Origin of the sequence: Staphylococcus sp. 191 (genome assembly GCF_011174885.1) — a bacterium.
GTDB lineage: Bacteria > Bacillota > Bacilli > Staphylococcales > Staphylococcaceae > Staphylococcus > Staphylococcus coagulans.
Window position 1 is genome coordinate 21163 of the sequence record NZ_PNRJ01000004.1, and the last position, 26492, is coordinate 47654.

Annotated in this window: 29 protein-coding genes; 4 read left to right on the forward strand and 25 right to left on the reverse strand. The window is 34.7% G+C overall.

What is annotated here, in order from left to right; genetic code table 11:
- Window positions 1–10: 10 nt before the first annotated feature.
- Together C1H58_RS04155 and C1H58_RS04160 are read left to right on the forward strand one after the other, a co-directional pair.
- Window positions 11–649: a 5-bromo-4-chloroindolyl phosphate hydrolysis family protein gene (locus C1H58_RS04155; RefSeq protein WP_165545434.1), complete on the forward strand. Its 639-nt coding sequence runs from the start codon at window positions 11–13 to the stop codon at window positions 647–649.
- Window positions 649–1824: a toxic anion resistance protein gene (locus C1H58_RS04160; protein ID WP_050330919.1), complete on the forward strand. Its 1176-nt coding sequence runs from the start codon at window positions 649–651 to the stop codon at window positions 1822–1824. Before C1H58_RS04155 ends, C1H58_RS04160 begins: the two co-directional genes overlap by 1 nt.
- 70 nt (window positions 1825–1894) lie before the next feature.
- Here C1H58_RS04160 and brnQ3 read toward each other — a convergent pair whose 3' ends face one another.
- From brnQ3 to C1H58_RS04280, 24 genes are all read right to left on the reverse strand, one after another.
- On the reverse strand, window positions 1895–3241 hold the full coding sequence (brnQ3, locus tag C1H58_RS04165; RefSeq protein ID WP_050330918.1) for a branched-chain amino acid-like transporter carrier protein BrnQ3: 1347 nt from the start codon (window positions 3239–3241) through the stop codon (window positions 1895–1897).
- 109 nt (window positions 3242–3350) lie between these two features.
- On the reverse strand, window positions 3351–5240 hold the full coding sequence (locus C1H58_RS04170) for a vWA domain-containing protein (RefSeq protein ID WP_165545435.1): 1890 nt from the start codon (window positions 5238–5240) through the stop codon (window positions 3351–3353).
- A gap of 11 nt (window positions 5241–5251) precedes the next feature.
- On the reverse strand, window positions 5252–6049 hold the full coding sequence (locus C1H58_RS04175) for an ATP-binding protein (RefSeq protein ID WP_371317742.1): 798 nt from the start codon (window positions 6047–6049) through the stop codon (window positions 5252–5254).
- 97 nt (window positions 6050–6146) lie between these two features.
- Window positions 6147–6350 (reverse strand): DUF6501 family protein, encoded by a 204-nt coding sequence (locus C1H58_RS04180; RefSeq protein WP_016425060.1) that lies wholly within the window; start codon window positions 6348–6350, stop codon window positions 6147–6149.
- A 6-nt stretch (window positions 6351–6356) separates the two neighbouring features.
- A complete protein-coding gene (locus C1H58_RS04185; RefSeq protein ID WP_165545436.1) occupies window positions 6357–7181 on the reverse strand; it encodes a VOC family protein in 825 nt (274 codons plus the stop codon).
- 65 nt (window positions 7182–7246) lie between these two features.
- Window positions 7247–7483: a hypothetical protein gene (locus C1H58_RS04190; protein WP_165545437.1), complete on the reverse strand. Its 237-nt coding sequence runs from the start codon at window positions 7481–7483 to the stop codon at window positions 7247–7249.
- A gap of 245 nt (window positions 7484–7728) precedes the next feature.
- Entirely contained in the window at window positions 7729–9000 is a 1272-nt protein-coding gene (sucB, locus tag C1H58_RS04195; RefSeq protein WP_165545438.1) for a dihydrolipoyllysine-residue succinyltransferase, read from the reverse strand.
- Between the two features lie 14 nt (window positions 9001–9014).
- Entirely contained in the window at window positions 9015–11801 is a 2787-nt protein-coding gene (locus C1H58_RS04200) for a 2-oxoglutarate dehydrogenase E1 component (protein ID WP_165545439.1), read from the reverse strand.
- A 99-nt stretch (window positions 11802–11900) separates the two neighbouring features.
- Window positions 11901–13265, reverse strand: a complete 1365-nt coding sequence (locus tag C1H58_RS04205; protein WP_050330910.1) for a HAMP domain-containing sensor histidine kinase — start codon at window positions 13263–13265, stop codon at window positions 11901–11903.
- Complete coding sequence (locus tag C1H58_RS04210; protein WP_050332182.1) at window positions 13262–13939, reverse strand: response regulator transcription factor; 678 nt, start codon at window positions 13937–13939, stop codon at window positions 13262–13264. Before C1H58_RS04210 ends, C1H58_RS04205 begins: the two co-directional genes overlap by 4 nt.
- Window positions 13940–14205: 266 nt before the next feature.
- Window positions 14206–14820, reverse strand: coding sequence for a phosphatase PAP2 family protein (locus tag C1H58_RS04215; protein ID WP_165545440.1), 615 nt, complete (start codon window positions 14818–14820; stop codon window positions 14206–14208).
- A 12-nt stretch (window positions 14821–14832) separates the two neighbouring features.
- On the reverse strand, window positions 14833–15903 hold the full coding sequence (locus C1H58_RS04220; protein WP_165545441.1) for an undecaprenyldiphospho-muramoylpentapeptide beta-N-acetylglucosaminyltransferase: 1071 nt from the start codon (window positions 15901–15903) through the stop codon (window positions 14833–14835).
- A 9-nt stretch (window positions 15904–15912) separates the two neighbouring features.
- A complete protein-coding gene (locus C1H58_RS04225; protein WP_165545442.1) occupies window positions 15913–16419 on the reverse strand; it encodes a GNAT family N-acetyltransferase in 507 nt (168 codons plus the stop codon).
- Window positions 16420–16424: 5 nt separating this feature from the next.
- The gene (locus C1H58_RS04230) at window positions 16425–17852 is read right to left on the reverse strand and encodes a S41 family peptidase (protein WP_165545443.1); all 1428 of its coding nucleotides are present in this window, start codon (window positions 17850–17852) and stop codon (window positions 16425–16427) included.
- 106 nt (window positions 17853–17958) lie between these two features.
- A complete protein-coding gene (locus tag C1H58_RS04235) occupies window positions 17959–18180 on the reverse strand; it encodes a YozE family protein (protein ID WP_060829920.1) in 222 nt (73 codons plus the stop codon).
- Entirely contained in the window at window positions 18180–18680 is a 501-nt protein-coding gene (locus C1H58_RS04240; RefSeq protein ID WP_050330905.1) for a PTS sugar transporter subunit IIA, read from the reverse strand. Before C1H58_RS04240 ends, C1H58_RS04235 begins: the two co-directional genes overlap by 1 nt.
- A 13-nt stretch (window positions 18681–18693) precedes the next feature.
- Entirely contained in the window at window positions 18694–19122 is a 429-nt protein-coding gene (gene msrB / locus C1H58_RS04245) for a peptide-methionine (R)-S-oxide reductase MsrB (RefSeq protein WP_050330904.1), read from the reverse strand.
- A complete protein-coding gene (gene msrA, locus C1H58_RS04250; RefSeq protein WP_050330903.1) occupies window positions 19119–19643 on the reverse strand; it encodes a peptide-methionine (S)-S-oxide reductase MsrA in 525 nt (174 codons plus the stop codon). Before msrA ends, msrB begins: the two co-directional genes overlap by 4 nt.
- Before the next feature lie 18 nt (window positions 19644–19661).
- The gene (locus C1H58_RS04255; protein ID WP_165545444.1) at window positions 19662–20513 is read right to left on the reverse strand and encodes a DegV family protein; all 852 of its coding nucleotides are present in this window, start codon (window positions 20511–20513) and stop codon (window positions 19662–19664) included.
- A 19-nt stretch (window positions 20514–20532) separates the two neighbouring features.
- Window positions 20533–21012, reverse strand: a complete 480-nt coding sequence (locus C1H58_RS04260; RefSeq protein ID WP_060829918.1) for a dihydrofolate reductase — start codon at window positions 21010–21012, stop codon at window positions 20533–20535.
- Window positions 21013–21028: 16 nt separating this feature from the next.
- Window positions 21029–21982: a thymidylate synthase gene (locus tag C1H58_RS04265; RefSeq protein ID WP_165545445.1), complete on the reverse strand. Its 954-nt coding sequence runs from the start codon at window positions 21980–21982 to the stop codon at window positions 21029–21031.
- A 285-nt stretch (window positions 21983–22267) separates the two neighbouring features.
- Window positions 22268–22708, reverse strand: a complete 441-nt coding sequence (gene brxA, locus C1H58_RS04270; protein WP_050330899.1) for a bacilliredoxin BrxA — start codon at window positions 22706–22708, stop codon at window positions 22268–22270.
- 28 nt (window positions 22709–22736) lie between these two features.
- A complete protein-coding gene (locus tag C1H58_RS04275) occupies window positions 22737–23852 on the reverse strand; it encodes a virulence factor (protein WP_165545446.1) in 1116 nt (371 codons plus the stop codon).
- 28 nt (window positions 23853–23880) lie between these two features.
- Window positions 23881–24066, reverse strand: a complete 186-nt coding sequence (locus tag C1H58_RS04280; RefSeq protein WP_050330897.1) for a zinc-finger domain-containing protein — start codon at window positions 24064–24066, stop codon at window positions 23881–23883.
- A gap of 210 nt (window positions 24067–24276) precedes the next feature.
- On the opposite strand from C1H58_RS04280, the gene C1H58_RS04285 reads away from it, so the two are divergent.
- Together C1H58_RS04285 and C1H58_RS04290 are read left to right on the forward strand one after the other, a co-directional pair.
- Window positions 24277–24975 carry a queuosine precursor transporter gene (locus C1H58_RS04285; protein WP_165545447.1) on the forward strand — a complete coding sequence of 233 codons (699 nt, stop codon included), beginning with the start codon at window positions 24277–24279 and terminating at the stop codon, window positions 24973–24975.
- Between the two features lie 131 nt (window positions 24976–25106).
- Window positions 25107–25511: a ribonuclease HI family protein gene (locus C1H58_RS04290; RefSeq protein WP_165545448.1), complete on the forward strand. Its 405-nt coding sequence runs from the start codon at window positions 25107–25109 to the stop codon at window positions 25509–25511.
- A 95-nt stretch (window positions 25512–25606) separates the two neighbouring features.
- On the opposite strand, the gene C1H58_RS04295 is transcribed toward C1H58_RS04290, so the two are convergent.
- The gene (locus C1H58_RS04295; RefSeq protein WP_165545449.1) at window positions 25607–26491 is read right to left on the reverse strand and encodes a 5'-3' exonuclease; all 885 of its coding nucleotides are present in this window, start codon (window positions 26489–26491) and stop codon (window positions 25607–25609) included.
- Between the last annotated feature and the right edge of the window lies 1 nt (window position 26492).

Consider the following 26492-nt stretch of genomic DNA (forward strand, 5'->3'; position numbering starts at 1 on the left):
GAAGATGAATATGAAGTATATATTTTCTCGTATTTGGGGTGTTTTTGTCGGTATTCCGGTTTCTATTATCGCACTGCTGACAAGTATTTTTGCCTTAGATTTGAATTTTATTTTAGACACGTTGATAGGCTTTACAGGATTTGTTGTAGGTTATGTTCCAACACAAAGACTCACGTCACGTGCATATTTACAAGAAATGAATTTGTCGCGCAAAGACTATCGTTATATCGTGCATCAAATTCACCAAGCGCAAAGTAAAATCAAAAGAATTTTAAAAACATTTATAAGTGTGCGGTCTGTACAAGATTTCAAGTTGATTAATGACATCTTTCGCTTGAGTCGTACGATTAACGCGCTCGTTAAGCAACGGCCTTTTAAATTTTATAAAATAGAGAGTTTTTATTATTCACATATTGATAATGCGCTTAATCTTGTTGAAAGTTACACGCGTCTTGCGAAAATGCCTTTAAAATCGGCAGAAGAACAACAAAAATTACAACAAACGCGTATTACATTAGAAGAAGTCAAACGAACGCTGATCGCTGATCTAAAACAAATTAATGAACAAGATTATAATCAACTAGACACTGAAATAAAACTTAATCAGCTATATCAGAAAAGAAATATGAAAGAAATGGAGAATGATTGATGACACAAAATGACCTTTCTAAAGAAATGACAGCTCATCCTTTAGATGATTATTTCAAATCTTTTGACCAAGAAATGACGTCTCAAAGTCAGGTACAAGCTTTAGAAACATCATCAGAGTTAGATAAACATTTATCAGAACAAGATCGTCAAAAGATTAATAGTTTATCTGCACAAATTGAGCCTTTAAATCATGAAAGTTTATTGAAATTTGGAGCTAATGCGCAAACACAGCTTTCAACTTTTTCGCATCAAATGTTGAATGAAATACAATCTAAAGATGTAGGCCCTATAGGTGATACACTAGAGCAATTGATGAAAAAACTTAAAGAAGTCGACCCTGAGTCGTTATCTCAAAAAGACGATTCATTTTTAAAGAAAATTTTTAAGCGTTCAAAAAATTCAATGCAACAACTATTTTCACGAATGCAATCGGTAAGTGCTCAAGTAGATCGTATTTCGATAGAACTCGATAAAAACAAATCACTATTAGTAAAAGATATCCAAATGTTAGATGGCTTGTATCAACAAAATAAAGATTATTTTGATATTTTAAACTTATACATTCAAGCTGGTGAACAGAAAAAGAAAGAGATTGAGCAAGAGCTATTGCCTCAAATGCGTGAAGAAGCTAAAGGCACATCTGATCAAATGAAAGTTCAAGAAGTTGCAGATATGGAACAATTTTTAGATCGCTTAGATAAGCGAATTTATGACTTGAAATTATCAAGACAGATTTCTTTACAATCGGCGCCACAAATTCGAATGATTCAGAATGTGAGTCGTGCGCTCGCTGAAAAAATTCAAAGTTCAATTTTAACAAGTATTCCTTTATGGAAAAATCAGATGGCGATCGCGCTTACTTTACAACGTCAACATAAAGCCGCTATTGCACAAAAGCAAGTAACAGATACAACTAACGAAATGCTTTTACGTAACTCTGAAATGTTGCGTCAAAACGCTAATATTGCTGCGCAAGAAAATGAGCGTGGCATTGTTGATATTGAAACGTTAAAGACAACTCAAGATAACATTATTCAAACGATTGAAGAAACACTGCAAATTCAAGAAGAAGGTAGACAAAAAAGACAACAAGCTGAAGCGGACTTGAAGCTATTAGAAAGTGACTTAAAAGAAAGACTGACGACAGCTAAAGTTCAAAGAAACCAGCAATAATCAGCATGAAAACATTTAATAAACCACCGCATCCATAATAGGAATGCGGTGGTTTCATTATGACTCGCGATTATTCTTTTTCGTAAACGATAATATTAGACCTTTTTACAAATGCACCAATGACATAGCTGATGATTAGTGCAACTACAGCAATTGGGAACCATTCAAGTGAATGTTGATGTAAAGGAAGTTGATTAATAAAGCTTAATTTTAACCATCCGTTTGTATTCATAACACTTAAAGCAGATTCAATTGTGACAACAGCCACAGTGATTTGTTGCGTAATTCGTCGTGTTGGAATAAAACGTGCGATTAAAATTAACAATACTGTCGTAATCGCGATTGGGTATAAAATGAGTAAAACCGGTATAGACATTTTGATTACAGCATTTAAACCTAAGTTTGATAATACAAAACTAATTAAAGTAAAAATGTAAACATATGCTTTATAAGAGATTTTAGGTAAAATGCTATTGAAATACTCACTGACAGAGACAACCAATCCACAAGCTGTTGTTAAACATGCGAGTGCAACGATAATACCTAGTAAATATTTACCAAATGCACCATAACCCGCATCTGCCATTGTAATTAATAAATAAGCCCCAATATTTTGATCGTTATCTACTAATCGTTTCATTGTATCTTCAGGGATAATCATGTGATTACCGATAAAGCCAAGTGAGATATAAATAACGGCTAAGGCAATTGCTGCAATGATACCTGCCATTGCTGTTTGTTTGAAAATAGCATTTGCATGTTTAAGACCTGTTGCTTTAACTGCATTCACCACTATCATTGAAAATGCAATCGCTGCAATTGCATCCATTGTTAAATACCCTTCTGTAAATCCTTTTGAAAAACCACCTAAAGCAGAAGTGTAAGTTTCAGGATTTGCACTACTTTGCGGTTTGCCTCCAAAATCGATAAAACCTTTAACAATCATTGCGATAATTGTCACTAAAAGTAAAGGTGTTAAAATGGCACCAATACGGTCAACGATTTTACCTGGATTCAAACATAAATATAAAACAATTAGAAAATATATAACTGAAAAGATGAATAGCCACAAAGGATTACTCGAATGGATAACTGGTGTTACTGTCATCTCAAAAGATGTTGAAGCTGTTCGAGGTATTGCAAATAAAGGCCCTATTGTTAAATAGATAGAAACTAAAAATACGACTGAAAATGCAGGATGTATTTTATTAATTGATCCGATATAACCTTGTTTATCTAATGCACCAACGACAACGCCGAGTAATGGCAAACCAATTCCTGTTAGTACAAAAGCAAGAATAGATGGCCAAAAATATTGGCCGCTATCGAGGCCTAAGTTTGGTGGAAATATAAGATTTCCTGCGCCAAAAAAGATGGCAAATAACATAAAGCCAATGATTAAAGTGTTTTTATTCATATTGCTACTCCTTCAAATTCCTTTAAATAAATATGATTCATTCTATCACAAGAATTTGCCATCGTCTATAAAATTTCTGAAAATTACAAATGTAACTTCAAGTTTTGTATTAAAATGATTTCAATAATAATTTTTTTAATAATGGAGACAACATACTCGGTAAATGTTGAACCCCTTCCACAAATATCGCATATTGACCATAAATGTTATGAATGGTTTGTTCAATAGATTCAGTAATAGGTTCTTGGCTAAGGAAAACGTTGAAAACTTCAATCCCCAGTTTACGTGCTATTTCTACAGCTTCATACGTGTCTAAAATTCCATCTTGACTATAATTGAAGGCAGAAGGCTCACCATCAGAAAATACAATTAAGAATCGTTGTTGCTCTGAACGTGTTAATAAGCGTTGACTCGCAATTCGAATAGCTACTCCATCACGATTATCATCTTGAGGTGTTAATGACATAATTCTTGGCGCTTCTGTATTAAACGTAGATTGGTGATAATGAATAATTTCATCAATAATATTAGGCTGATATTCAGCATCTGCTTCAAAAGCATCTTCATTAAACGCTAAAATTTCATGTTTAACATTAAGAGATTTCAAAGTTTCATGAAAAAGTACGACCCCTTTAATCGTTTCTTCCATTTTGTCGTGCATACTCGCTGAGGCATCGATGAGTAATGTAAAAGTCGCATCGAATGTTCGACTCTGATCAGCTTTTTTATAAAAAAGTTTATATTGATCATCAATAAACCAATTCACTAAATTGCGTTGTAAACGGCCTTTAGTGAGATGCGTGCGAACATCTTGATACTCACGATCGATAGTTTTTTTAATAATTTGAATTAAATCTTTTATCTCATATTGCACTTCACTCTGAACTTGAAGATAAGCCTCGAAATATTCAGGTTGTATCTCCGGTACATTCCACTTAATATCAACATATTGATTGATACCCGATAAACTGAGTAAGTGATTTGATGGACCTTGTTCGCCGCCTTCTTCATTTTCCTTCGTATCTTTAGAGCCGCGTCCCTTTTTACTGATCATATCAGTCATATCGTCTGTACTATCGCCTTCTCTTGCGGTGTCATTATCACTTAACACCTCACTGTTTTCACCTTCGTGTAATTCCATTTCGAGATAGGCACCACCAGCAGTGTTGCTATCTGCATGTTTAGACTCGATCTGCTCTGCTTCAACTTCCTCTTCTTCATCTCGATGGCCATCTGTTTGTGCAGCATCTGTCCGCTTTAAATCTTCAAGTGTAAGATTTGATAAAGCTTCATAAATATGGCGAGGAATATGATAATATTCATTGAGCATATCTTCACTGAGCCAGTCGTCCACTTGAAACATAATCCGTTGTACAAGGTACATTGTCTCTTCACTAGAACGAAGTTGAAAAGCATCAGGCAGATATTGATACATTCTATTTAATATGCCTTCTAACTCAATATGAATATCCGGTACAGTGTAGAAATCATCTTGTAAAAATGATAATTCTAAATTGAGAAACAGTAAGTCAGTGAATAATGTTTTAGTGCGGTATACATTGATTTGTGACTCACAATACTGTTTGCGAATCTGCTTTCTGACTTGTATCATCCGTTGTGTCATCGGTCGTTGTTTGATAATTAAGTTTAAAATACGCATTTCCTCAATCATTTTAAATAATTGACGATACAGTTTAGGATGTTTAAAATCTTCTTCATTATTTAAAACTTCATTGACCACTTGCGGATCCATATGAAAATAACTATACGTTGCAAGTAAAATATCAGTTTTCAGGCCTGTATGTTCGATGGTTTTAGGTCGATGTGCCCAAAAAGAACTACAGATTACTTCATTTTGGATAGCGTCATAATATGGAAATTTATGAATTTTTACTTGCGTGTCTTCATTTTTCAGTAACAACCTTGCAAGGTCTTGGAGCATCATCACTTTCATTGCATCAAGTTGTTCATCATTAAACATGATAAAACGATCGCTCATCAAATCACCCTCTAAAAGTTAAGTTCTACTGCATTCATTATCGCTTGTTGCTCACGTTCATCTTCTAATTTATCAATAATGGTACGTTGTATGGCTCTTTCAATTGGCATCACTGTTGCTAAATCACTCATATCAATTAAAGCACGTATACTGGCTGCCTCTTCAGAAAGCTGACCTTGTTGTGTCATCGTGCGCAGATCTTCATTAAATTTAATAATTTGATGGATTAATCGGTCGTCTTGCAAAAGACTTTGTGCTTTAATGACATCATGCAATGTATCGCCATCGATATAATCCACATTAATGACCACAAAGCGGTTTTTTAAAGCTTCATTCATGGGTAATGTACCGACGTACCCTTCATTAATTGCAGCAATCACTTTAAATCCGGGTGCGGCTTTGATGACCTCACCAGTAAAAGGATTCGTAAGTTGTCTTCGATAATCAAGAACACCGTTTAAAATCGGTAGTGTTTCAGGTTTGGCCATATTAATCTCGTCAATATACAAAATATGTCCTTCACGCATCGCTTTAATGACTGGCCCATCAATAAAGACAATTTCTTGATGCCCTTCTTCTGAAGTTTTAATTGTTTTGAAGCCGAGTAAACTTTCAGCATCTAAATCCACAGAACAGTTAATTTGATGCATAGGCAATTGAGTGATATGACTTAATGTTTCGGCTAATTTAGTTTTACCAGATCCTGTTGGCCCTTTAAGTAAAATGTTTTTATTTAAAGCAAATAATTTTTCAGCATCTCCTAATACTGTTTCATCTGAGTTTATATAACTTGTAAATTGTTCTTTCATCATTCCCAAAATCCTTTCTAATTCAGTGCATGAAAAAAGACGTGAGTAAAAAGATACCCCCGCTTTTTGTCACATCTATTTTCTATGTCCGTTTGTATTAAACTTCTTCAAAATAAGTTTTATAGTATCCACCGACATGACCAGAATTATCAATAATTTGATAATACTCTTCTGTTTCATTAACGACTGGATATGTATTACCAATAGTTAGCATATCACTTACTGTAAATTTCTTTGCATCTGTATGAATGACTTTAACTTGCTTTTGAGGTGTTTGTTCTTTCCAAGTTTCGTGTAACATCTAATTTCATCCTTCCTCTTGTTGTTCTAAAGTTAAGATATATGAAATACCGTTCGCATCATTAATGCGAATAGAACGTGTATGTTGTTGATCATTTTTTAAATTTTCGTAAGGCATTTGATGCGCTTTTAATTTATTAATTGCATCATTAAATTCAGAAATATTTTGTGCAGTAAATTCGACTTGCTCTACAATGCCATATTCTGGGAGTATTACGGTTTCTTCTGATTCAAACACGTGAATTTCAGCGCCTAAGCCACCATTTTGAGATTGTAATACAACTGTGCGTATTTGTGTTTGTGGTGTCACGTATTCTGCAAAAACTTCAAAATTGAATATTTGCGTTAATAAAGCAATCGTAATCATCAACTCATTTGTTTTAATAATCACTGGGCCCACGCCTTGAAGTTGATGAAGTGGATTAACGGTACTCTCTTCATTTGGTATACCTAGACCCACACCCGTATTGTTTTCGTTTGAAAAAATGTCAAATCGTTGTTCATTGGAATCATAAAAAGCGAGGTGTGAATGACCATTCATGAATGTGGGTTTTTGAAAATCAAGACGATGTTGATGAAAAATATCTTCATATTCCCGAATTCCTTCATCTGAAGGTGTACGCAATCCAATCAGTTGAAAATGCTGATGCTCTGGGTGAATAGGTTGATTCACTTCAACAAATTGTATTCTTGTTCCTGGATTAATTGCTGCATCACCAAATTGAACAGTGTGATTCTTTTTTTGATAAGTCATTCCTAACACATTATGAAATAAATCAATCGTTTTGTCTATATTTTCAGTCGCAAGTGTAATACTTCGAATATGAGACATAAATGATTCTCCTTCTTTCTTAAATCCGTTTTAGATTTCATCTTAAAGTTACGTTATCGCTATTATTATTTAAAGAAAATACCAAACACAATAAAAAGAATTCCTGCCCATAAATATATGGACTTCGCATGACTGTATTTCATCATATCAAAACCATATAGTACGAGTAATGCTAAGCCTATCGTTTGGAAAATAGGATAGTAATGAATAGAACCAACTACGCTTGCTATCATCAACCCTATATTGATTAAAATTAGGAAAATGCCCCCTGTTAATACAGGCACTATTAATTTACGATTCATTTGTCAAATCCTTTCTTAATGCACTTATCTTTTATTGTAACGTATATAGCAAAGTTTGAATATGTATTGACAATTGAATATATAATGATTATTCATTTAAAAATAAATACTTATCATTTTTCACTATTCAATGTAATGAATAGCATAGCGACATAGAGATAAAATAAAGCTTATTAAGTTGGTCGAATGTAAAAATACAACGGTGCATGACACCGTTGTATTTTAATGTGTAAAGTAGTTTCTTTTTATGATTCTAATAATAAATCTTCAGGATTTTCAATCAGTTCTTTAATCGTTTTTAAGAAACCTACTGCTTCTTTTCCGTCGATAATTCGATGGTCGTAACTTAAAGCAATGTACATCATTGGTCGATTTTCAATCGTATCTTTATCAATTGCAATCGGTCTTGTCATAATAGAATGCATACCTAGTATTGCAGCTTGGTTACCATTAATAATTGGTGTTGACATCATTGAACCGAAGATACCACCATTAGTAATTGTAAATGAACCATTGACCATATCATCGAGAGAGAGTTTATTGTCACGTGCTTTAGCAGCTAAGCGTGCAATTTCTTCTTCAATCTCTGCAAAGTTCTTTTTATCACAATCACGAACGTTTGGAACTAATAATCCACCTGGTGTCGAAACGGCCACACCGATATCATAAAACTGTTTCGTTACCATATAGTCGCCATCAATTTCTGCGTTAACTTCTGGATATTTTTTAAGAGCGGCAACTACAGCTTTTGTGAAGAATGACATAAAGCCTAACTTTGTACCATTATGGTCTTCCATAAATTTTTCTTTTTTACGTTTACGCAATTCCATAACATTTGTCATATCAACTTCATTGAAAGTTGTCAGCATTGCTGTATTGTTGCTCACTTCTAATAATTTTTTAGCTGCAGTTTTCTTTCTACGGCTTATTTTTTCACGAATCACTGGTTTGTTCGGATTTTGTGGTGCTTGTGATTTTGATTCATTTTGCTTATCTGATGATTTTGTTGCTTGTTGTTCTTGAGGGCCACGAGCAACATCTTCTTTACGAATAACATCGTTCGCTTTGCTACTCACTTCACTCAAACTGATGCCTTTTTCACGTGCAGCACGTCTAGCTGACGGTGTGGCATTGATTCGTTCATTTGAAGCAGTTTGTGCGACTTCATTTTGTTTATCTGATTTTGCTACTGCTTTTTGATCAGACTGGCTTTCTTGTTTATCATCTTTTTCTTTTGATGATGCTTCTTTTTTAGAATCATCTGTATTTGATGCTTTTGCGCCACCTTCACCTACAACAGCGATTGCTTGACCGACCTCAACTGTATCGCCTTCTTCTACAAGTAATTCTTGAATTGTACCTTCTTCTTCAGAAACGACTTCAACGTTTACTTTATCCGTTTCTAGTTCAAGTATGGCTTCACCTTTTTCAACAGTGTCACCTACTTGTTTTAACCATTCTGCAATGGTACCTTCTGTAATTGATTCTGCTAACTCTGGAACTTTTACCTCTGCCATTTTAAATATGCCCCCTAAATATTTAAAGTATTTTCAATAATGATATTTTGAACAAGTTTGTGAATCTCTCCATCACCCTCAGAAGGTGCAGCACGATGTTTTCTGCCGTGATAAATGAGTTGATATTGATCCCCTGCAAGTTCATTTAAAATAGGGTGAACAAAGTACCATGCACCTTGGTTTTGCGGTTCTTCTTGAACCCATGCAATGGTTTCAAGTTTTGGTAATGTTTTTAATAGCGACTCAATTTCTTCTTTTGGAAATGGATAAAGTCTTTCAACAGCTACAATTAAAATTTCATCGTTTGGTGATTCTTTTAGACGTTCTTTCAAATCAATAAACATTTTTCCTGATGCTAAAATGACCTTTTTAATCTTATTTGCGTCGTGATTTTCAGTAAGAATAGGTTCAAATCCACCGCTTGTAAATGCATCAATAGGCTGTGCAACAGTTTTATTACGTAATAAGCCTTTTGGTGACATTAAGACTAAAGGTCTCATCGCATCTGTGGCTAAACTTGCTGCTTGTGCACGTAGCAAATGGAAATAGTTACTTGAACTTGATAAGTTACATACTGTCATATTGTTTTCTGCTGCCAGTTGCAAGAAGCGTTCTAAACGTGCTGATGAGTGTTCGGGACCTTGTCCTTCAAACGCGTGTGGTAAGAAGAATGTCAATCCTGAACGTTCTCCCCATTTTGCATTACTTGAGAAAATAAAGTTATCATAATACATTTGTGCCATATTCGAAAAATCACCGAATTGTGCTTCCCAAATATTGAACGATGATGGATTTTCTACATTGTATCCATATTCAAAGCCAACAACAGCAGCTTCTGATAATGGTGAATTATGAATATCAAAAGTTGCTTTTTGATCAGGTACATGTTGTAACGGAATGTACGTTTCTCCATTTTCTTGATCATGTAGGACTGCATGACGATGACTAAATGTACCACGCTCACAGTCTTGACCTGTCATACGAATTGGGATTCCTTCTTGCATCACTGTAGCAAATGCCAATTGCTCAGCATGTGCCCAGTCTACGAGACCGCCTTCTTTTTCAAAAGGTTCTCTACGTTGTTCGAGGATACGATTTAACTTTTTAAATACATTAAATGTTTCAGGATAATTGAGCATTGCTTCATTAATTTCTTTTAATCTTTCAAGCGATAATTCAGAATCATTATTTGCTAACGGTTTTGTGATACTTTCAGGCATTGCCATATCAGTATTGTTATTTGTATCTTTCTTATCAATTTTGTCGTGTGCTTGACGCATTTCTTTTTGTACGCCTTCAATCACTTCATCCATCTCGTCTTTACTAATCACGCCTTCATCTACCAATTGTTGACCGTAGATGACCTCTGAAGTGTCATGCTTTTTAATTTCTTTATATGGTAATGGATTGGTAAGAGTTGGCTCATCCATTTCATTGTGACCGAAACGACGATAGCCAACTAAATCAATAACGACATCTTTGTTGAATGTTTTTCTAAATTCCATAGCAATATCGATAGCTTCGATTGTAGCTTCTACATTATCTGCATTCACATGTAGTATTGGAACGTCATAACCTTTAGCGACATCTGTTGCATAAGTTGTTGAACGGCCATCTTCTGGATCTGTTGTAAAACCAATACGGTTATTCGTAATAATATGCAAAGTACCTCCAGTGGAGAAACCATTCAAGTTACCCAAGTTCATTGTTTCAAAATTAACACCTTGACCGGGATAAGCGGCATCACCATGAACGATGATTGGCATTGCACTATTGTAATCTGTCTCAATTTGACTTGAGGCGTCAGTGCGATCTTGTGCAGCTCTTGTACGTCCAGTGACAACAGGTGCCACAACTTCAAGATGGCTAGGGTTATTTGCTAATGTGATACGTTGTTCAAAGCCATGGTCTTTAATTGTTTTAATGCCACCTAAATGATACTTAACGTCTCCTGTCCAACCTGAAGTGATTTTTAAACTGCCATCTTCAGGTAAAAACTTCATCGGATCTGTATGCATAAATTCAGAAAGCATCATTTCGTAAGGCTTTTTAAGTACATGGGTTAGCACATTTAAACGCCCGCGATGTGCCATACCAATTTGAATATTTGTAATTTGTTCTTCTGCTGCACGTTTAATTGTTTGAGTAATCATAGGCACGAGGGTATTTACACCTTGGATTGAAAATCTTTTTGAACCTACGAAGTTTTTGTGAAGGTATTTCTCAAACCCCTCTACGTGCGCGAGAAGTTTAAATAGTTTAATTTTTTCTTCCTTGTTGAGGCTTGCTTTATAAGGTGTCTCAATTCTACGTTTCAGCCATACACGTTCTTTATTATTATTAATATGTGTATATTCAAAAGCGATAGGACCTTTGTACCGTTTTTCCATTCTCACTATGGCTTCATACGCATTATCATAAATATCCTTAAAATGGTCAGAAACGATTTCTGCTGAGATACCCTCAAGTGTTTGTTTGTCTAAATTAAAGTCTTCTGGATTTAATTTAGGAATATTCGTACGTTGAGGCGCGTTTACAGGATAAATATCAGCCTCTAAATGACCATATTGTCTAATATTATCAATTAATCGCATGACACGTTTTATCGTGCTATCCCCTGAGCTTGATTGATGTTTTGATGAAACTGTTGCTTCACCGTCTTTAATTGTACTAAAGAGAACTTGTAAATCTTCAGTAACAGAACTAGGATCATCTAAATATTGATCATAAAGTTCTAAAATTAATCCTAAATTTGTTCCAAAGTTTACAGGTGCCTCTGTCACCTGTTTATCGTTCTTCATAATCCACCCTCCACATTTAAAAAAATAAAAACGCTTACAGGTCAATAATAGCATTAAAATGTGAACATTTAAAGGCAAAAAATTGGATAATTATAGTTATTACAATGAATCGAAGCTGATGATAAATGTTGTAAATTGACCCACTTCACTTTTGACTGAAATACGACCGTTATATAGTTTCACCATTTTATGTGCAATTGATAAACCAAGTCCGTTTCCACCTTGTTGGCGAGAACGAGATTTATCAACACGATAGAAACGATCAAATATATGTGCTTGGTCTGCTTGAGGTATGCCCATCCCCTTATCTGTAATTTTAATTAAGACTTGGTTGTTAATCAGTTTTGTTGATATTGATACATGTTTATTTTTCGTATCATATTTAATTGCGTTGTCGAGAAAGATTAAAAGTATTTGTTCTAGATGGAAAGAATTAATATCTAAATAGATAAAATCTAAATTAGATGAAAAGTCAAATTGATAGTCTGGGTGAATTTGTTGTAAAGAATGTATACGATTTTTAATTTCTTCGTTTACATCTACTTTTTCTGTTTGATTGTCAGTTAAGCGTGAGTCATCTTTAGTTAACAATAATAATTCTTCGACAAGTTTTGTAATTCGATTCATTTCTTCTAATGAAATATTCAATGATTCTTCTAATATGTCAGGGTCTTTTTTACCCCAACGTTGTATTAAATTGAGATGGCCCTGTATGATTTGTAACGGTGTGCGCAATTCATGTGAAGCATCTTCAACAAATTGCTTTTGTTGATTAAACGAATTTTCAAGTTTGACCATCATACTGTTAAATGTGTCAATCAGCGCATCTGTTTCTTCGTAATTCGTAGGCACTTCGAGTTTCTCTTGAAACCCATTACGTCTAATTTGAGTCATCTTTTCAGTAATAATATTAATCGGCTGTGTGATTTGCGATGAAAAGAAATAACTAATACATGCGGTTACAAATAATGCGATAAAACCAAATATAAGTGCTAAGTAGGTAATAAAATTGAGCAAATCATCGTAAACATCAAGAGAATGAACAATCGTAGCATACCCTTTAAAGTGACTCGTATCTACAGGATTAGAAACAGTAATATATGAGCCTTTATCATTTCGTATAATTTTAATATTTCGTGTTTCGTGAGGGTGAAAAGGTGGTGAGAACTGGATATTCGTTGTATTTGAGTTTTCTAATAATTTATGTCCATGTTCATCATAAAGAATGACTTTTTGAGAGCTATCTGTGACGGAACTATACTCTAAAGCTGTAATATTTTTTACCGGTTTTGTCTCTAAAAGATTGTAAAGATCATCAGCACTTCTTTCTGCTTTTTGAAATTCATTTTGCTTGAGTAAACTACTAATTGCATAAATAATGAGTAAGCAAAATATGAAAATAATAAGAAATGTAATGAGTGTCGTCACAAATGTCCATTTGGTTTTTAGTGTCGATTGTTTCATTGTCTAATCACGTATCCTACACCTCTAACCGTTTCAATTAGCTTTTGTTTATCGATTTTTTTCAATTTATTTCTTAAATACCTTATATAAACATCTACTACATTTGTTTCGACTTCAGATTCATAACCCCAAACATGATCAAGAATTTGTTCTCGATGCAAGACACGATTTTTGTTTTCTGCAAGGAGTAATAATAAATCAAACTCGGTTTTAGTGAGTTCGAGAGTTTCATTTTCATACCATACTTTGAAAGCATTTTTATCTATTTTGATGCCATCTATTTCTATCACATTTGATTTAGCTGCATGCTCATCTGTGTACCGTCGTATCAATGCACGACTCCTAGCTAATAATTCTTCAATTTCAAAAGGTTTGACAATATAATCATCAGCGCCATAATCTAACCCAGTGACTTTATCTTCTATTTCACCTTTAGCAGTAATCATAATGATAGGCGTATCTTTTTGCGTACGCAATCTTTTACAAACTTCTAAACCATCCATTTCAGGTAACATTAAATCTAATAAAATAAGATCAAAATCATGTTGTAAAGCGCGATTCAATCCTGAAGCGCCATCATTTCTAATTTCTACATCATAATTTTCATGTTTAAGTTCTAATTCAATAAAGCGAGCTAAGTTTTTTTCATCTTCTACAATGAGTACTTTTTTCATGTTTGTCACCTCTTCCATAATCATATGCTAAAACTATAAAACGGGAAAGTTTTTTTAAAAATTTTGCATTTTTAATTGACAATCATTCTCAATGAGTTATAATGTAATTGAAAATGATTATCAATCACAACGACCCCCCACTACAATTCGTTCTTAAGATTGAGTCATTTTCAATAATATCCCCTTTTATATGCCCGTATAAAAATTCGTTGATATTAAACGTTAAATAAAAGCCGTCGCATTCATTTGCGGCGGCTTTGTTGCTTTTATAAATTCAATTGTTTACGTAGGATGAGTTGAGACAGTAAAATACAAATCACACCGCCTACAATTCCTGCAATGATGTCAGTTGGATAATGAACCCCGAGATAGACACGAGAACTAGAAATCAAAATGATAAATAGTGCACTTGCACTTATAACAAAAGCTTTTGATTTCCCTTTTAAAATGCGGTGTGCAACAAACATTAAACTTCCAAAAAATGCTGTTGCACCCATGGCATGTCCGCTTGGAAAACTAAAACCTGATATATCAATGAGTCGTAACAAAGTTGGTCGTTCTCTATCGAATATATTTTTAAGTATCGGATTAGTTACGCCCGACATTATCATAGTCAGTGCAAAAAAGAGCGCTTCAATTTTATATTTATAAAGCATAAGTAATGTCACAACAATGAGTGATAGTGTAATCATTGCCCAAACTTCACCGATTTGAGTTGCACCGAAAAAGATAGAAGTGGATATAAAACTCTCTGAAGAATAAATAAATGAATAAACTTCATTATCAATCCACTTGCCTATGCGAGATTCATGAAACATGGCAATCACTGAAAATATCAGTGTGAAAATGAGTAAAAGTGAAATTCGTTTCCAATGAGACATGGATTAACCTCCTTAACCAAGTGCATCATGAATAATTTTTTCAAGTAAATCATCTTTTGTATAACTTTCATTGAAATTTTCCATATTATTAATATATTGAGCTCTATTTTTTTCAATTTCATTGAGCGCTGCCATCAATGTTTCACTAGAGAGTTCAGACTCATCTAACATGGTAGCGTAACCTTGCTTTTCGAAATATCGCGCATTATCAATTTGATCCCCTCGTGATTGGTCTAGTCCTAATGGGATTAAAAGCATTGGCAAACGTAATGCTAGAAATTCATAAATCGCATTTGAACCCGCTCTTGAAACGACGGTATCTGTAATCGCGAGTAAATCCGTTAAATCATCTTTAACAAATTCAAATTGTACATAACCTTCAGTTTGGACATGTGGCGCGACTAAACCTTTACCAGTCAAATGAATAATCTGATAAGTTTCAAGCAATGTATCAAGATGACGACGAATGGCCTCGTTTATTTTAAGGCTTCCCATACTGCCGCCCATCACAAGTAACACTTTTTTGTTTGGATTAAATCCAGTTAATTGATAACCACGTGTTTTATTGCCGTGCTTCAAATCTTCTCGAATGGTAGCACCGACAAAATCTGCTTTATCTTTCGGAACATGCTTTAGCGTATCTTCAAATGTCGTATAAAGTTTTTTGGCAAACTTTATTGCAATTTTATTGGCTAGACCCGGTGTTAAATCAGATTCATGAACAATTGTAGGTATTTTCAATGATTTTGCAGCTAATACAACTGGCACGGAGACAAAGCCCCCTTTTGAAAATACGATATCTGGCATTTCGCGTTTTAAAACTTTACGTGCATCTAAAATACCTTTTAGCACTTTAAAGACATCTTTCAAGTTTTCAAAAGAAAAGTAGCGACGTAATTTACCACTAGAAATGACATAATAAGGTGTTTGAGGCAATTGCGATTCAATCATTTCACGTTCTATTCCCTTTTTTGAACCAATATAAAATGCCTCGTGCCCTTTCTCTATTGCAGTCGGAATTAAGCTCAAGTTGACCGACACATGTCCAACAGTTCCGCCACCTGTAAATGCAATTTTAACCATATTAACCCTCTATTCTGTTAAATTTTTATAATATGCATAAAATGGTTTTCCCTTATCAAAAGGAAACTCAGTACTTGTCATTTCACCAGTTTTGACAAAATCATATTTTTTGAACAATCCTTGTGCACGTTTATTTTGTGAAAATGTATCTGTCAACAAAATTTGAACGTGATGTGATTCTGCCAAGTCCATTGCGAATTGCATCAGTTGTTGTGCAATGCCACGATATTGTGGCGATGCGACAAGGCGATGAATGACATAAGCATTCGATTTATCAATTGGCCATTCAAGCGCATCATACCAATCCGGTGCGTTTTGGTCAATAACGATAAAACCTTTTATTTCTGAATCGTCATAAACGTATAGGCCTCCCATTTCAATATCTGTTTTAAAATGGTTTTTAAGTGGGTAACGATGATCCCATTGTGGATTGTTATCCTCAATCATTAATTGTTTTGCTTCTTCTGTTAAAGCTTCGATTTGATTAAGGTCTTGTAATGTTGCTTTTCTAATCAATGAAATCACTCCTCAAGTTTCTTTAGCGTTTGTTCAAGCATAGGATCTTCACTCGTTGCTTTTTCTACTAGCTTTTCTGTAAATAGACGATTTGTTTCTTCGTTAAACATCCCATTTGCCTCTATGTGATTTTTTTGTTGAAATGCTTTAATTGCAGTTGATAATTGCGCATCGTATGATTCGTCAACTGTATCTATTGAATAACCTAAGGCTTTTATTCCAATTTTAATGGAGCGTATATTTTTATCGTGGTCGCCTTGTTGATAAGTTTTATCTGTCGGAATTGGTTTAATATTTTCATAGTCTGCACCTTTAACTGGAACGTCTGGCTTAATGCCTTTACCGTGAATGTAATGACCATCAGGCGTTAACCATTTCATTTCAGTAAATTTCAATAAAGATCCATCTTTAAATTCACGTGTCGTTTGTACGATACCCTTACCAAATGATTTTGTACCATAAATTTTGGCAATATGATGGTCGTGTAGCGCACCTGAGAATACTTCAGAAGCACTCGCTGAACCTTCATTTAATAAAATTGAAATCTTCATATCTTTAATATGATCTAACGGTTGGTTTGCTGTTTTAACAGCATCTTTTTGATTGCCTTTTTCGAGTTTGACGACAGTTTCTCCTTTATCAAGGAAAATATTTGCCATTTTTACAGCTTCGTCCAACAAGCCACCAGGGTTATTTCTTAAATCCAATAATACTTGTGTGACACCTTCTTTTTGTGATTGTTGAATGGCAGATTTAAGTTCCCCTGCAGTGCCTTCTTGGAATTTATTGATTTTAAACACACCTATGTGTCCATGTTTTTTGTATTCGACACTTTTTACATGAATCTTATCTCTTTTAACCGTAATATCTCTCGTTTCATTGCCTCTTTTAATCGTCAGTTTGACTTCAGTTCCCTTTTTACCGCGTATTTCAGGAATTATTGCATTGAGTGCTTTGTCTTTAGTCGAATGACCATTTATTGCTAATAATTCATCTTTAGGTTTTATCCCAGCTTTTTCGGCAGGTGAATCTTTCATTGGACTTGTAATAATAATTTGTTTTCCTTTTTGTTGCATTTCGGCACCGATTCCGACAAAATCTCCAGAAACATCCTCTTGAAAAGATTTAGTTTCATCTTGCGATAAATATTCAGTGTATGGATCGTTTAAGCTTTTTGTCATGCCTTTAATTGCGTGATCGAGAAGTTGATCTTTATCTTGCTTTTTATAATAGTCATTCGCAATTAATTCGTATACGTCACTTAGTTTCTGGGCATTCGCAGTCACTTTTTGGTTTTGAGATGAATGGTTATAGTAAAAAAATCCCCCTGCGATGACTAACACGGTTAAAACAAAAGTGAGTAGGATACTTATAATAAAGGTTCTAAAAGATATGTAACGTTTCGGCTTTTTATTGTTGTTAGACGTACTCAATCGTAATTCACCTTCTTATTTGATTTTCTGATTACTAAAAGGAAAAAGGGTGAGACATTGCTCGTCCGCACCCTTAAAACGCATATGTGGAAAGATATACATCACATTAAAATTGTAGCCATTCTTGATATTCTTCATATAAATCATCAAAGACAGACATAGGTAAAGTATAATTACCTTCCGTTTCAATATATTCGGACAATACATCGAAACTTTTCTCATATTTAGGAAATGATAAATCTTCAAAAATCATTTCTGCGAGTGTTCCTTGTGCATCTTTGCGGCCACGTACAGTTAATGCGAATTGATAAAATGATGCATCTTTCATTATTTCATTTTCACTTCTATCACTGAAGTTTCACCTTTGCTCAGATGTGATGGCTCTTCAAATTGAATTGATTCCGTGCTAGCAGTATTGGTAATGATAATTGGAGAAACAGTAGATTTAGCGTTCTGTTTAATAAATTCTAAATCAAACGATACGAGCGCATCACCCATTTTCACTCGATCACCACTTTCAACTGAAACTTCAAATCCTTCACCATTAAGTTGAACAGTATCTAAGCCAATGTGAACTAACACTTCAAGGCCATTATCAGCTTTTAAACTAATTGCATGTTTAGTAGGGAAAACATTATCTACAACACCATCTATAGGTGAAACAACTGTACCCTCAATAGGTTGCACGCCAAACCCTTCTCCCATCATTTTCTGAGCAAAAACTGGATCTGGAATGTCTTCGATTTTTACAAGTTCTCCACTAATAGGTGCATAAACCGTAATATCTTTGCTTGCTTCATTATTCTTACCGAAAAGTTTTTTGAACATCTTGTTAACTCCTTTATTTATCAAAAAGTTTTACGAGATCACCATAACCGAGTGCTTCAAGTTTTTCATAAGGAATAAACTGAATTGCTGCTGAATTAATGCAATAACGTAATCCACCACGTTCTTTTGGACCGTCATTAAAGACATGACCAAGATGACTGTTGCTATCTTCAGAACGGACTTCTGTTCGAATCATTCCGAAAGATTTATCGACAAGTTCTATAATATCTTGATCATCAATGGCTTTTGAAAAACTAGGCCAACCACAATCTGATTCAAATTTATCATCGGATGTAAACAGTGGTTTCCCTGAAATTTTATCCACATAAATGCCTTTTTCATAATGATTCCAATATTCATTTCGGAATGGAGGTTCTGTCCCATCTTGTTGTGTTACGAGATATTCTAAGTCAGTTAAATCCTTTTTATCTTTTTTAATCATGCTTGATCACCCCAATGTTTTTTGATGAATGCTTTTCTACCAGATCCACGTTGATATTGGTAATAATGAACGGGATGTTTTTTATAATAATCTTGATGATAGTCTTCTGCTGGATAGAAATTTTTATAAGGTTCTACCGGTGTGACGACAGGTTTATCGAATATTTTTGCCTCATTTAGCGCATCAATTTTCTTCAGTGCACTTTCTTTCTGTACCTCATCATGATAAAAAATGACAGGTCGATAACTTTCCCCTCTATCAAAAAATTGTCCATTTTTGTCAGTAGGATCAAATGTTTTAAAATAAATATCTAATATATCACTAAAAGATATCACTTGTTCATCAAATACAATTTGAACAGCTTCAACATGTCCGGTTGTATTCGTACACACTTCTTCATAAGTTGGATATTCAACAGTGCCACCACTATAACCAGAAGTGATGCTCTTAACACCGTCATATGATGTAAATGGTTTTACGAGGCACCAAAAACATCCGCCTGCTAATGTTGCTATCGCCATTTCTGACACCTCCGTGTTTTATAAGTCTTTAGAATTTTTCAAGACAACTAAACCAATTGCACCCGCACCTGTATGCGTAGAAACCACGGGCGTCGTATGTCCAAATTCAAATTTTTGTATATTAAATGTTTCGTCTAATTTTTCTTTAAATTTATCCATAAAATCTTGTGCTTTTGCATGCGATATACCAATGGATTCAATAGCATTATCACCGATAAATGATTTTAAATCTTTCAGGATAAATTTAATACATGCATTTTGTGTACGTGCATTATGAATCATTTCTAAATTACCATCTACAAGTTCACCAATTGGCTTGATTTTCATAAAGTTACCAATCAGGCCTTTTGCCTTACTAATGCGTCCACCTTTAATCAGTTGGTCTAATTGACCGATAATGACATATAACTTGATATTTTCTTGTAATTTTTTTAGTTTATTAAGGATTTCTTCTGTTGAAAAGCCAGCTTCAACCCATTGTGTTAAACATTTCAATTGATAGCCCAAACCAAACGAAATTGATTTTGAATCAATGACAGTAATTTTAGCATCAACCATTTCACTTGCTTGGACAGCCGTTTGATAAGTGCCACTTAAACCTGAAGATAGATGGATACTAATAATTTCAGCACCAGTTTGAGCAAGTTCCTCATATTTCTCTACAAATTTTCCGATTGGAGGTTGACTTGTTTTAAGATCATTTTCATCATGGCCCAAGTATTGAGAAAAAGATTCATTTGTAATTTCAGTTTGATCTTCGTAAGAATCGCCATTAATTGTAACGCTTAATGGAACGACGTGAATATTATGTTGTTTTAAAAATGATAGTTCTAAGTCTGATGTTGAATCAGTAACAATAATTTGTTGCATAGTATGAAACCTCCAAGATTTACTTTCGAGTCAAATGTAAAAATGTATGTGGGTACTTGTTTTTCTCGTCTACTGTACCTTCTTCTGCAGAAACGACTTTCCACTCTTCAAATGTATAAGGTGGAAAAAAAGTATCTGCTTGAAATTCATCATCTATCACTGTGATATACATGTCGTCAACTTTGTCGATGTATGTTTCGAATAAAGATTGTCCGCCAAATATAAAAACATGTTCGTCTTTAATGGATTGTATCTCATCAATGTCATGTATCACATCAACGCCATCATGATGGAAGTCCTTATTTCGAGTCAACACAACATTTCTACGTTGAGGTAGTGGCTTGCCAATTGACTCAAAAGTGGCGCGTCCCATAACAAGTGTATGCCCTGTGGTTAATTTTTTGACATGCTTCAAATCATTAGGTAAATGCCAAGGTAATTGCCCTTGGAATCCAATACCACGATGTTGATCATGTGCGACTAAAATAGATAGTGTCATTTGTTTGCTCCTTTATTTATACAGCAATCGGTGCTTTTATTGCTGGATGTGATTGATAATTAACAATCTCTAAATCTTCATATTCTATATCAAATATCGAGCAATCAGAATTAATTTTTAACTGAGGTGGTGCGTAGCTTGTTCGTTCAAGCTGTGTTTGAATCGCTTCTATATGATTGCTATAAATGTGCGCATCTCCAAAAGTATGAACAAATTCACCTACTTCTAATTGACATTCTTTTGCGATAAGATGCGTCAACAGACTATAGCTTGCAATATTAAATGGAACACCTAAAAAGATGTCAGCACTTCTTTGATAGAGTTGGCAACTCAATCGATTGTTCTCTACATAGAATTGAAATAGCGTATGACATGGCGGAAGAGCCATTGTTTCAATTTCTGATGGATTCCAAGCACTCACAATATGACGTCTCGAATTAGGCTGCGTCTTAATTTGTTCAATAACTGTTTTAAGTTGATCATAATGCTGCCCATCGGCACCAATCCAATCACGCCATTGTTTACCGTAGACATTACCTAAATCTCCGTGTTTTTCCATGAAAGCATCGTCGTTCAATATTTGATGTTTAAAGTTGTTCATCTCTTGTTGGTATATTTTTGCAAATTCTGAGTCACGTTGGACACGATGACCAAAATTAGTCATATCTGGACCGTGGTAGTCTGAACTTTGGACATACTTTTCAAATGCCCATTCATTCCATATGTTGTTATTATAGTTTAAAAGATATCTTAAATTTGTATCGCCTCGAATAAACCATATTAATTCAGTAGCAATCAACTTAAACGAAACTTTTTTAGTAGTGAGTAACGGGAACCCTTTCGAAAGATCGAATCGAAGTTGATGACCAAACTTAGAAATGGTGCCTGTGGCTGTTCTATCATCACGTTGATTTCCAATTTTTAATACTTCTTCACATAAGCTGTGATACGCTTGATCAAATGGATTCATGACATTCACCTCTTTCTCTTAGTATATATAATAGACGATTTTTAACTATTTGAAAAATAAAAACAACGTTGTTGACAAGAGATGCTTACTGGCCAGTGATTGGTTTCTAGATAAATGTATACTCTTACTTGCCTGTCTGACACCTTTACTTACTTCTAATTAATGAAACCTTACCTTCCTTTTGTCGCAATGAGTTATTAGATGATAATATCCTGTCGCTACTATTGAACGTCAAAAAGGATTGAAACAGCATTTGTTTGGCATGTTTCAATCCTTGTTAAAAAATTATGCTTGGCAATGTGTATCGAAAGCGTCTTTAATATCCATGGCGATATCATTAATATCTCGACCTTCGATATGTTCACGTGGCATAAAGTGCACAAGTTGTGTTCCTCTAAATAGTGCAAATGATGGACTTGATGGTACTTGTTGAATATATTCTCTCATTTTAGCTGTTGCTTCTTTGTCTTGACCGGCAAATACTGTTACTTTATGATTAGGTTTGTTTTCATTTTGTTCAGCGACAGCCACTGCTGCTGGACGCGCAAGTCCTGCTGCGCAACCACAAGTTGAGTTGATGACAACAAATGTCGTTGAATCGTCTTCCACATTTGCCATATATTCACTAACATCCGCTTCACTCTCTAAACTTTCAAATCCATTTTCTGTTAACTCGCCTCTCATTTGTGCAGCAAGTTCTTTCATATAAGCGTCATATGCATTCATTATAAATACACTCCCTCTATTTAATCATTTATTGATTTCGATTTGCAATTTGCTTCCAAACAGATCCAAGCGCGTCTTCTCCATTTTCAATACGCGTAATCGCCATTTCAATTTGGAGCTTTACTTCATACGCCGAATCGTCTTGATGCGCTTTTAAACTATCCAATTGTGCAGGACCACCCTCATCAAAAAGAAACATTGCAGCACGCCATCTCACTATTTTTTGTGGATCGTCGAGCGCGCGTTCCATTTCTGGTAAAGCTTCCTTAAAGCCTAAATCGCTAATACTGTCTCCTGCTGTTCTTCTAACTGCTGGGCTTTGATCTCTTAAACCTTTATATAAGTATGGAAGTGTGGCTTTGTCTTCAATCATACTCAGTAAGACAACAGCTTCTCTTCTTAATGGTACTTTACTTTCAGTTAATGCCACATCGAGTAAAGGATAGTCGTCTGCGGTTGGCGTTGGAAAAGATTTAAGCATCCGTAGACGTGTTTTCCAATCCGCTGTTTGCTGATATGTCTCTAAAGAAACATGAGTATAATGCTTTTCAGGAACGGTGATATTAGTATTTTTAGCTTCTTCAACCAATTGGTCTAAAACATGTTGAGGATAGACTGCGTGCATTTCTTCAATGACTTCTGCCATAACGTCTTCGATATCACCATATCTTACACCTAGTGATGCCCATTTGCGTAAAAATACGACGTTATCTTCAGGTAATTGTGTAGAAAGCATCGCATTGACAAAGCGCTCCTCTAATTGCGCTCTATACTCTTTTTCCCCTGTAGTTAATTTGACCTGATATGGGATTCCTTTAAACTTTAGTACTTCTACTTTAATTTCCCCAAAATGTGAGTCCGGTTGAATTTCAGAAAGAGAATCCTGCTGATCATGATTGAGCGCCGCAGTGACTTTAGGCAAAACATTCTCCCAATCTGCTTTAGGTGTTTTATCAACCGCTATAAAATCTAACACATAAAAAACAGATTTAACTTCTTCTATTTTCAAAATAGCATTGATAAAGGGAGGTTGTCCTTCTTTAACTTTCGTATAAGTCGAAGAATGACGACCTTCCCTTGTTTCAGATAAAACAATTTTCATGGTATTGGGACTAGGCGTAGGCTCTACCTTAACAATTTCCATAAAAAACCTCCTCATCAAATCATGACATTTATTGCAACTCGTTTCCAAGTTGTCGAATTTGCTTTCCAATTGAACATTCATTGATGCAGAAGTGATGTGCTTGTGTCTTCCCTTTTACTTTTCGAATGTATGATTTAACAAGACATTGCTCACAATATTGCTGAGAGAGTTGGTCAATCTCGGCAATAGCATTTCTCTTAGATTCAGTGAGCACAAAATTCACCTCTTTAAAATATAATGCATACAATATTCACTATGTTAACATGATTGATAGGTACATTGAAGTGTTTAAACTTATCGATTCCCTCAATCCTTTCAGAAAAACCTATCTTGAAAATACAACAGGGTTTGCTTATAATAGTAAAGTTATATCGTTGAGCGGTTTCTAAACACCCGCTTTAACAAAATTTAGGAGGGATTCTCATTGTATAACGAATGGCTAGGTTTAGTCGCGTTTTTAGTTACATTTATATTAATGGTTTTAATGTTTCGTTTATTTGGTAAGGCCGGATTATATGCGTGGGTCGCGATAGGAACTATTATTGCGAATATCCAAGTATTGAAAACGGTGGATATATTTATGATTTCAGCCACTTTAGGTAACATTATGTTTGCTTCTATTTATCTTGCAACTGATGTATTGAATGATATTTATGGCCGTAAAGTTGCTAAAAGAGCAGTTTGGTTAGGTTTTTCATCCACTTTAGTGATGATTATCGTCATGCAAATCTCCCTAGCATTTCAACCAAGTGATGCGGATATGGCACAAAATGCATTGAAATCTATTTTTGATGTCGTACCTCGTATTGCATTTGCCTCAATCATTGCTTATATCATCGGCCAACACATTGATGTGTTCGTATTTAATGTGATTAAGAGATTATTTAAATCGGATCGCACATTTTTTATACGTGCTTATGGAAGTACAACGTTTAGTTCGATATTTGATACTGCGTTATTTGTGCTCATCGCTTTTTATGGCAGTCTACCTAATCCTGTTATATTTGAAATATTTATAACAACGTATTTATTAAAATTGCTTTCTACAATTTTGAATGTGCCATTTGGTTATTGGGCAAAATCACTTTATCGTAAAGGTAAAATTAAAGATGATGGCTATTGATCAGCAATCGTGTTAATTTAAAATTGAAAATGACTTTGAATTGGTCATTAATCTTGCGGGTGAATATTTCTGTAATAATGTAATACGATATCGTATTTAATCTTAAAGAAGTTGAAGTGTGGTGAGCTCTATTGGCGAAAATACATTTTGATGCAGCAACGAAAGGCAATCCGGGTCTAAGCACATGTGGCGTCGTGATTGTAGATGAACATGAGCGTTATACAGCCACTAAAGTGTTAGGGATGATGGACAATCATACTGCAGAATGGGAAGCACTCCTGTTTGCAATGGAACAGGCCAAAGTGTTAAATATCGAGACTGCACTAATCTATACGGATTCACAACTTATCGAAGATGCTGTGAATCGAGAATATGTTAAAAATAAACGCTTTAAAGCTTATCTTGAGCGTTACTTAAATGAATCAAACCATTTTGCACTTTGCTTTGTGAAATGGGTCCCAAGAAAGCAAAATAAAGCAGCAAATCAATTAGCGCAAGTTAAGTTATACCAAACAATTAAGCAACAGTCTGATTAATCCAAATGAAAAAGTACCGAGATTAACTGTTTTTCATAAGTTAATCTCGGTACTTTTTTGTAATATTGACATCTATGCCTCATTCTGAAGATATGCTATAAATGCTGAATAAATCGTTTCGAGACAAAAAGCTCATGTTGATCACAAATTGAAAGGACGTGGTTAATTTCGACTTGATGTGCCATAGATTCAAGTAATGAAGTCCATTCGATAGGAACGTAACACTCTATCGTTGCCAATTGTTTAGACAGTTGAAGTTCAGATAAATGTTCATGGATTTTTTTCTGCTGCCCCGGTGTTAACTTTGCAAGGTTTTCGATAACATTTTCAACTGAATCATATTGTTGAATCAATTTAATAGCTGTTTTTTCTCCGATTCCTTTGACACCAGGATATCCATCAGCTGTGTCTCCCATAAAAGCTTTAACATCAATAAGCTGTTGCGGTTTTAAACCATATTCCGCTTCAAAGCGGGCTTGATTATATTTGTGATATTCATTAAATCCTTTTTTAATCAGCCAAACATTGACATTTTCATTAATACATTGAAGTAAATCGCGGTCACCTGTCACAATATAAACTTCGTGATACTCTTCAGACTCTGAAAAAGAACGTGCGAGTGTACCGATAATGTCATCGGCTTCAAAGTTTTCAACGCCTATATTTAAAAAGCCGAGTGATTGTGAAATATGTTTGACATGATTAAATTGAGGGATTAATTCTTCTGGTGGTTCTGGGCGGTTTTGTTTGTAATTCTTATACATTTCGTTTCTAAATGTCGCCTTCCCCATATCCCAGCAAATTGCGACATGTGTAGGTTGGATATCACGAATCGCGCTATAAACATGTCTGACAAAGCCTTGTGTCCCATTTGTAGGGACACCTGCTGAATTTCGCATAAAATTTTTATGGATACTCGTCGCATAAAAGTGACGAAATAATAAGGCCATGCCGTCTATAAGTAAAAGTTTTTGAGTCATC

Coding starts and splice junctions, on each gene's coding strand:
- C1H58_RS04210 (WP_050332182.1), bottom strand. CDS start 13,939: ATGAAAAAAGTACTCATTGTAGAAGATGAAAAAAACTTAGCTCGCTTT.
- C1H58_RS04295 (WP_165545449.1), bottom strand. CDS start 26,491: ATGACTCAAAAACTTTTACTTATAGACGGCATGGCCTTATTATTTCGT.
- C1H58_RS04215 (WP_165545440.1), bottom strand. CDS start 14,820: ATGTCTCATTGGAAACGAATTTCACTTTTACTCATTTTCACACTGATA.
- C1H58_RS04185 (WP_165545436.1), bottom strand. CDS start 7,181: ATGTCTCATATTCGAAGTATTACACTTGCGACTGAAAATATAGACAAA.
- brnQ3 (WP_050330918.1), bottom strand. CDS start 3,241: ATGAATAAAAACACTTTAATCATTGGCTTTATGTTATTTGCCATCTTT.
- C1H58_RS04260 (WP_060829918.1), bottom strand. CDS start 21,012: ATGACACTATCTATTTTAGTCGCACATGATCAACATCGTGGTATTGGA.
- brxA (WP_050330899.1), bottom strand. CDS start 22,708: ATGAATGCATATGACGCTTATATGAAAGAACTTGCTGCACAAATGAGA.
- C1H58_RS04255 (WP_165545444.1), bottom strand. CDS start 20,513: ATGCAACAAATTATTGTTACTGATTCAACATCAGACTTAGAACTATCA.
- C1H58_RS04190 (WP_165545437.1), bottom strand. CDS start 7,483: ATGAATCGTAAATTAATAGTGCCTGTATTAACAGGGGGCATTTTCCTA.
- C1H58_RS04175 (WP_371317742.1), bottom strand. CDS start 6,049: ATGAAAGAACAATTTACAAGTTATATAAACTCAGATGAAACAGTATTA.
- C1H58_RS04265 (WP_165545445.1), bottom strand. CDS start 21,982: ATGAATCCATTTGATCAAGCGTATCACAGCTTATGTGAAGAAGTATTA.
- C1H58_RS04205 (WP_050330910.1), bottom strand. CDS start 13,265: ATGAAACAATCGACACTAAAAACCAAATGGACATTTGTGACGACACTC.
- sucB (WP_165545438.1), bottom strand. CDS start 9,000: ATGGCAGAGGTAAAAGTTCCAGAGTTAGCAGAATCAATTACAGAAGGT.
- msrA (WP_050330903.1), bottom strand. CDS start 19,643: ATGGCGATAGCAACATTAGCAGGCGGATGTTTTTGGTGCCTCGTAAAA.
- C1H58_RS04170 (WP_165545435.1), bottom strand. CDS start 5,240: ATGAGCGATCGTTTTATCATGTTTAATGATGAACAACTTGATGCAATG.
- C1H58_RS04235 (WP_060829920.1), bottom strand. CDS start 18,180: ATGAAAGATGCATCATTTTATCAATTCGCATTAACTGTACGTGGCCGC.
- C1H58_RS04240 (WP_050330905.1), bottom strand. CDS start 18,680: ATGTTCAAAAAACTTTTCGGTAAGAATAATGAAGCAAGCAAAGATATT.
- C1H58_RS04160 (WP_050330919.1), top strand. CDS start 649: ATGACACAAAATGACCTTTCTAAAGAAATGACAGCTCATCCTTTAGAT.
- C1H58_RS04180 (WP_016425060.1), bottom strand. CDS start 6,350: ATGTTACACGAAACTTGGAAAGAACAAACACCTCAAAAGCAAGTTAAA.
- C1H58_RS04155 (WP_165545434.1), top strand. CDS start 11: ATGAAGTATATATTTTCTCGTATTTGGGGTGTTTTTGTCGGTATTCCG.
- C1H58_RS04220 (WP_165545441.1), bottom strand. CDS start 15,903: ATGGTTAAAATTGCATTTACAGGTGGCGGAACTGTTGGACATGTGTCG.
- msrB (WP_050330904.1), bottom strand. CDS start 19,122: ATGATTAAAAAAGATAAAAAGGATTTAACTGACTTAGAATATCTCGTA.
- C1H58_RS04200 (WP_165545439.1), bottom strand. CDS start 11,801: ATGAAGAACGATAAACAGGTGACAGAGGCACCTGTAAACTTTGGAACA.
- C1H58_RS04275 (WP_165545446.1), bottom strand. CDS start 23,852: ATGGAAATTGTTAAGGTAGAGCCTACGCCTAGTCCCAATACCATGAAA.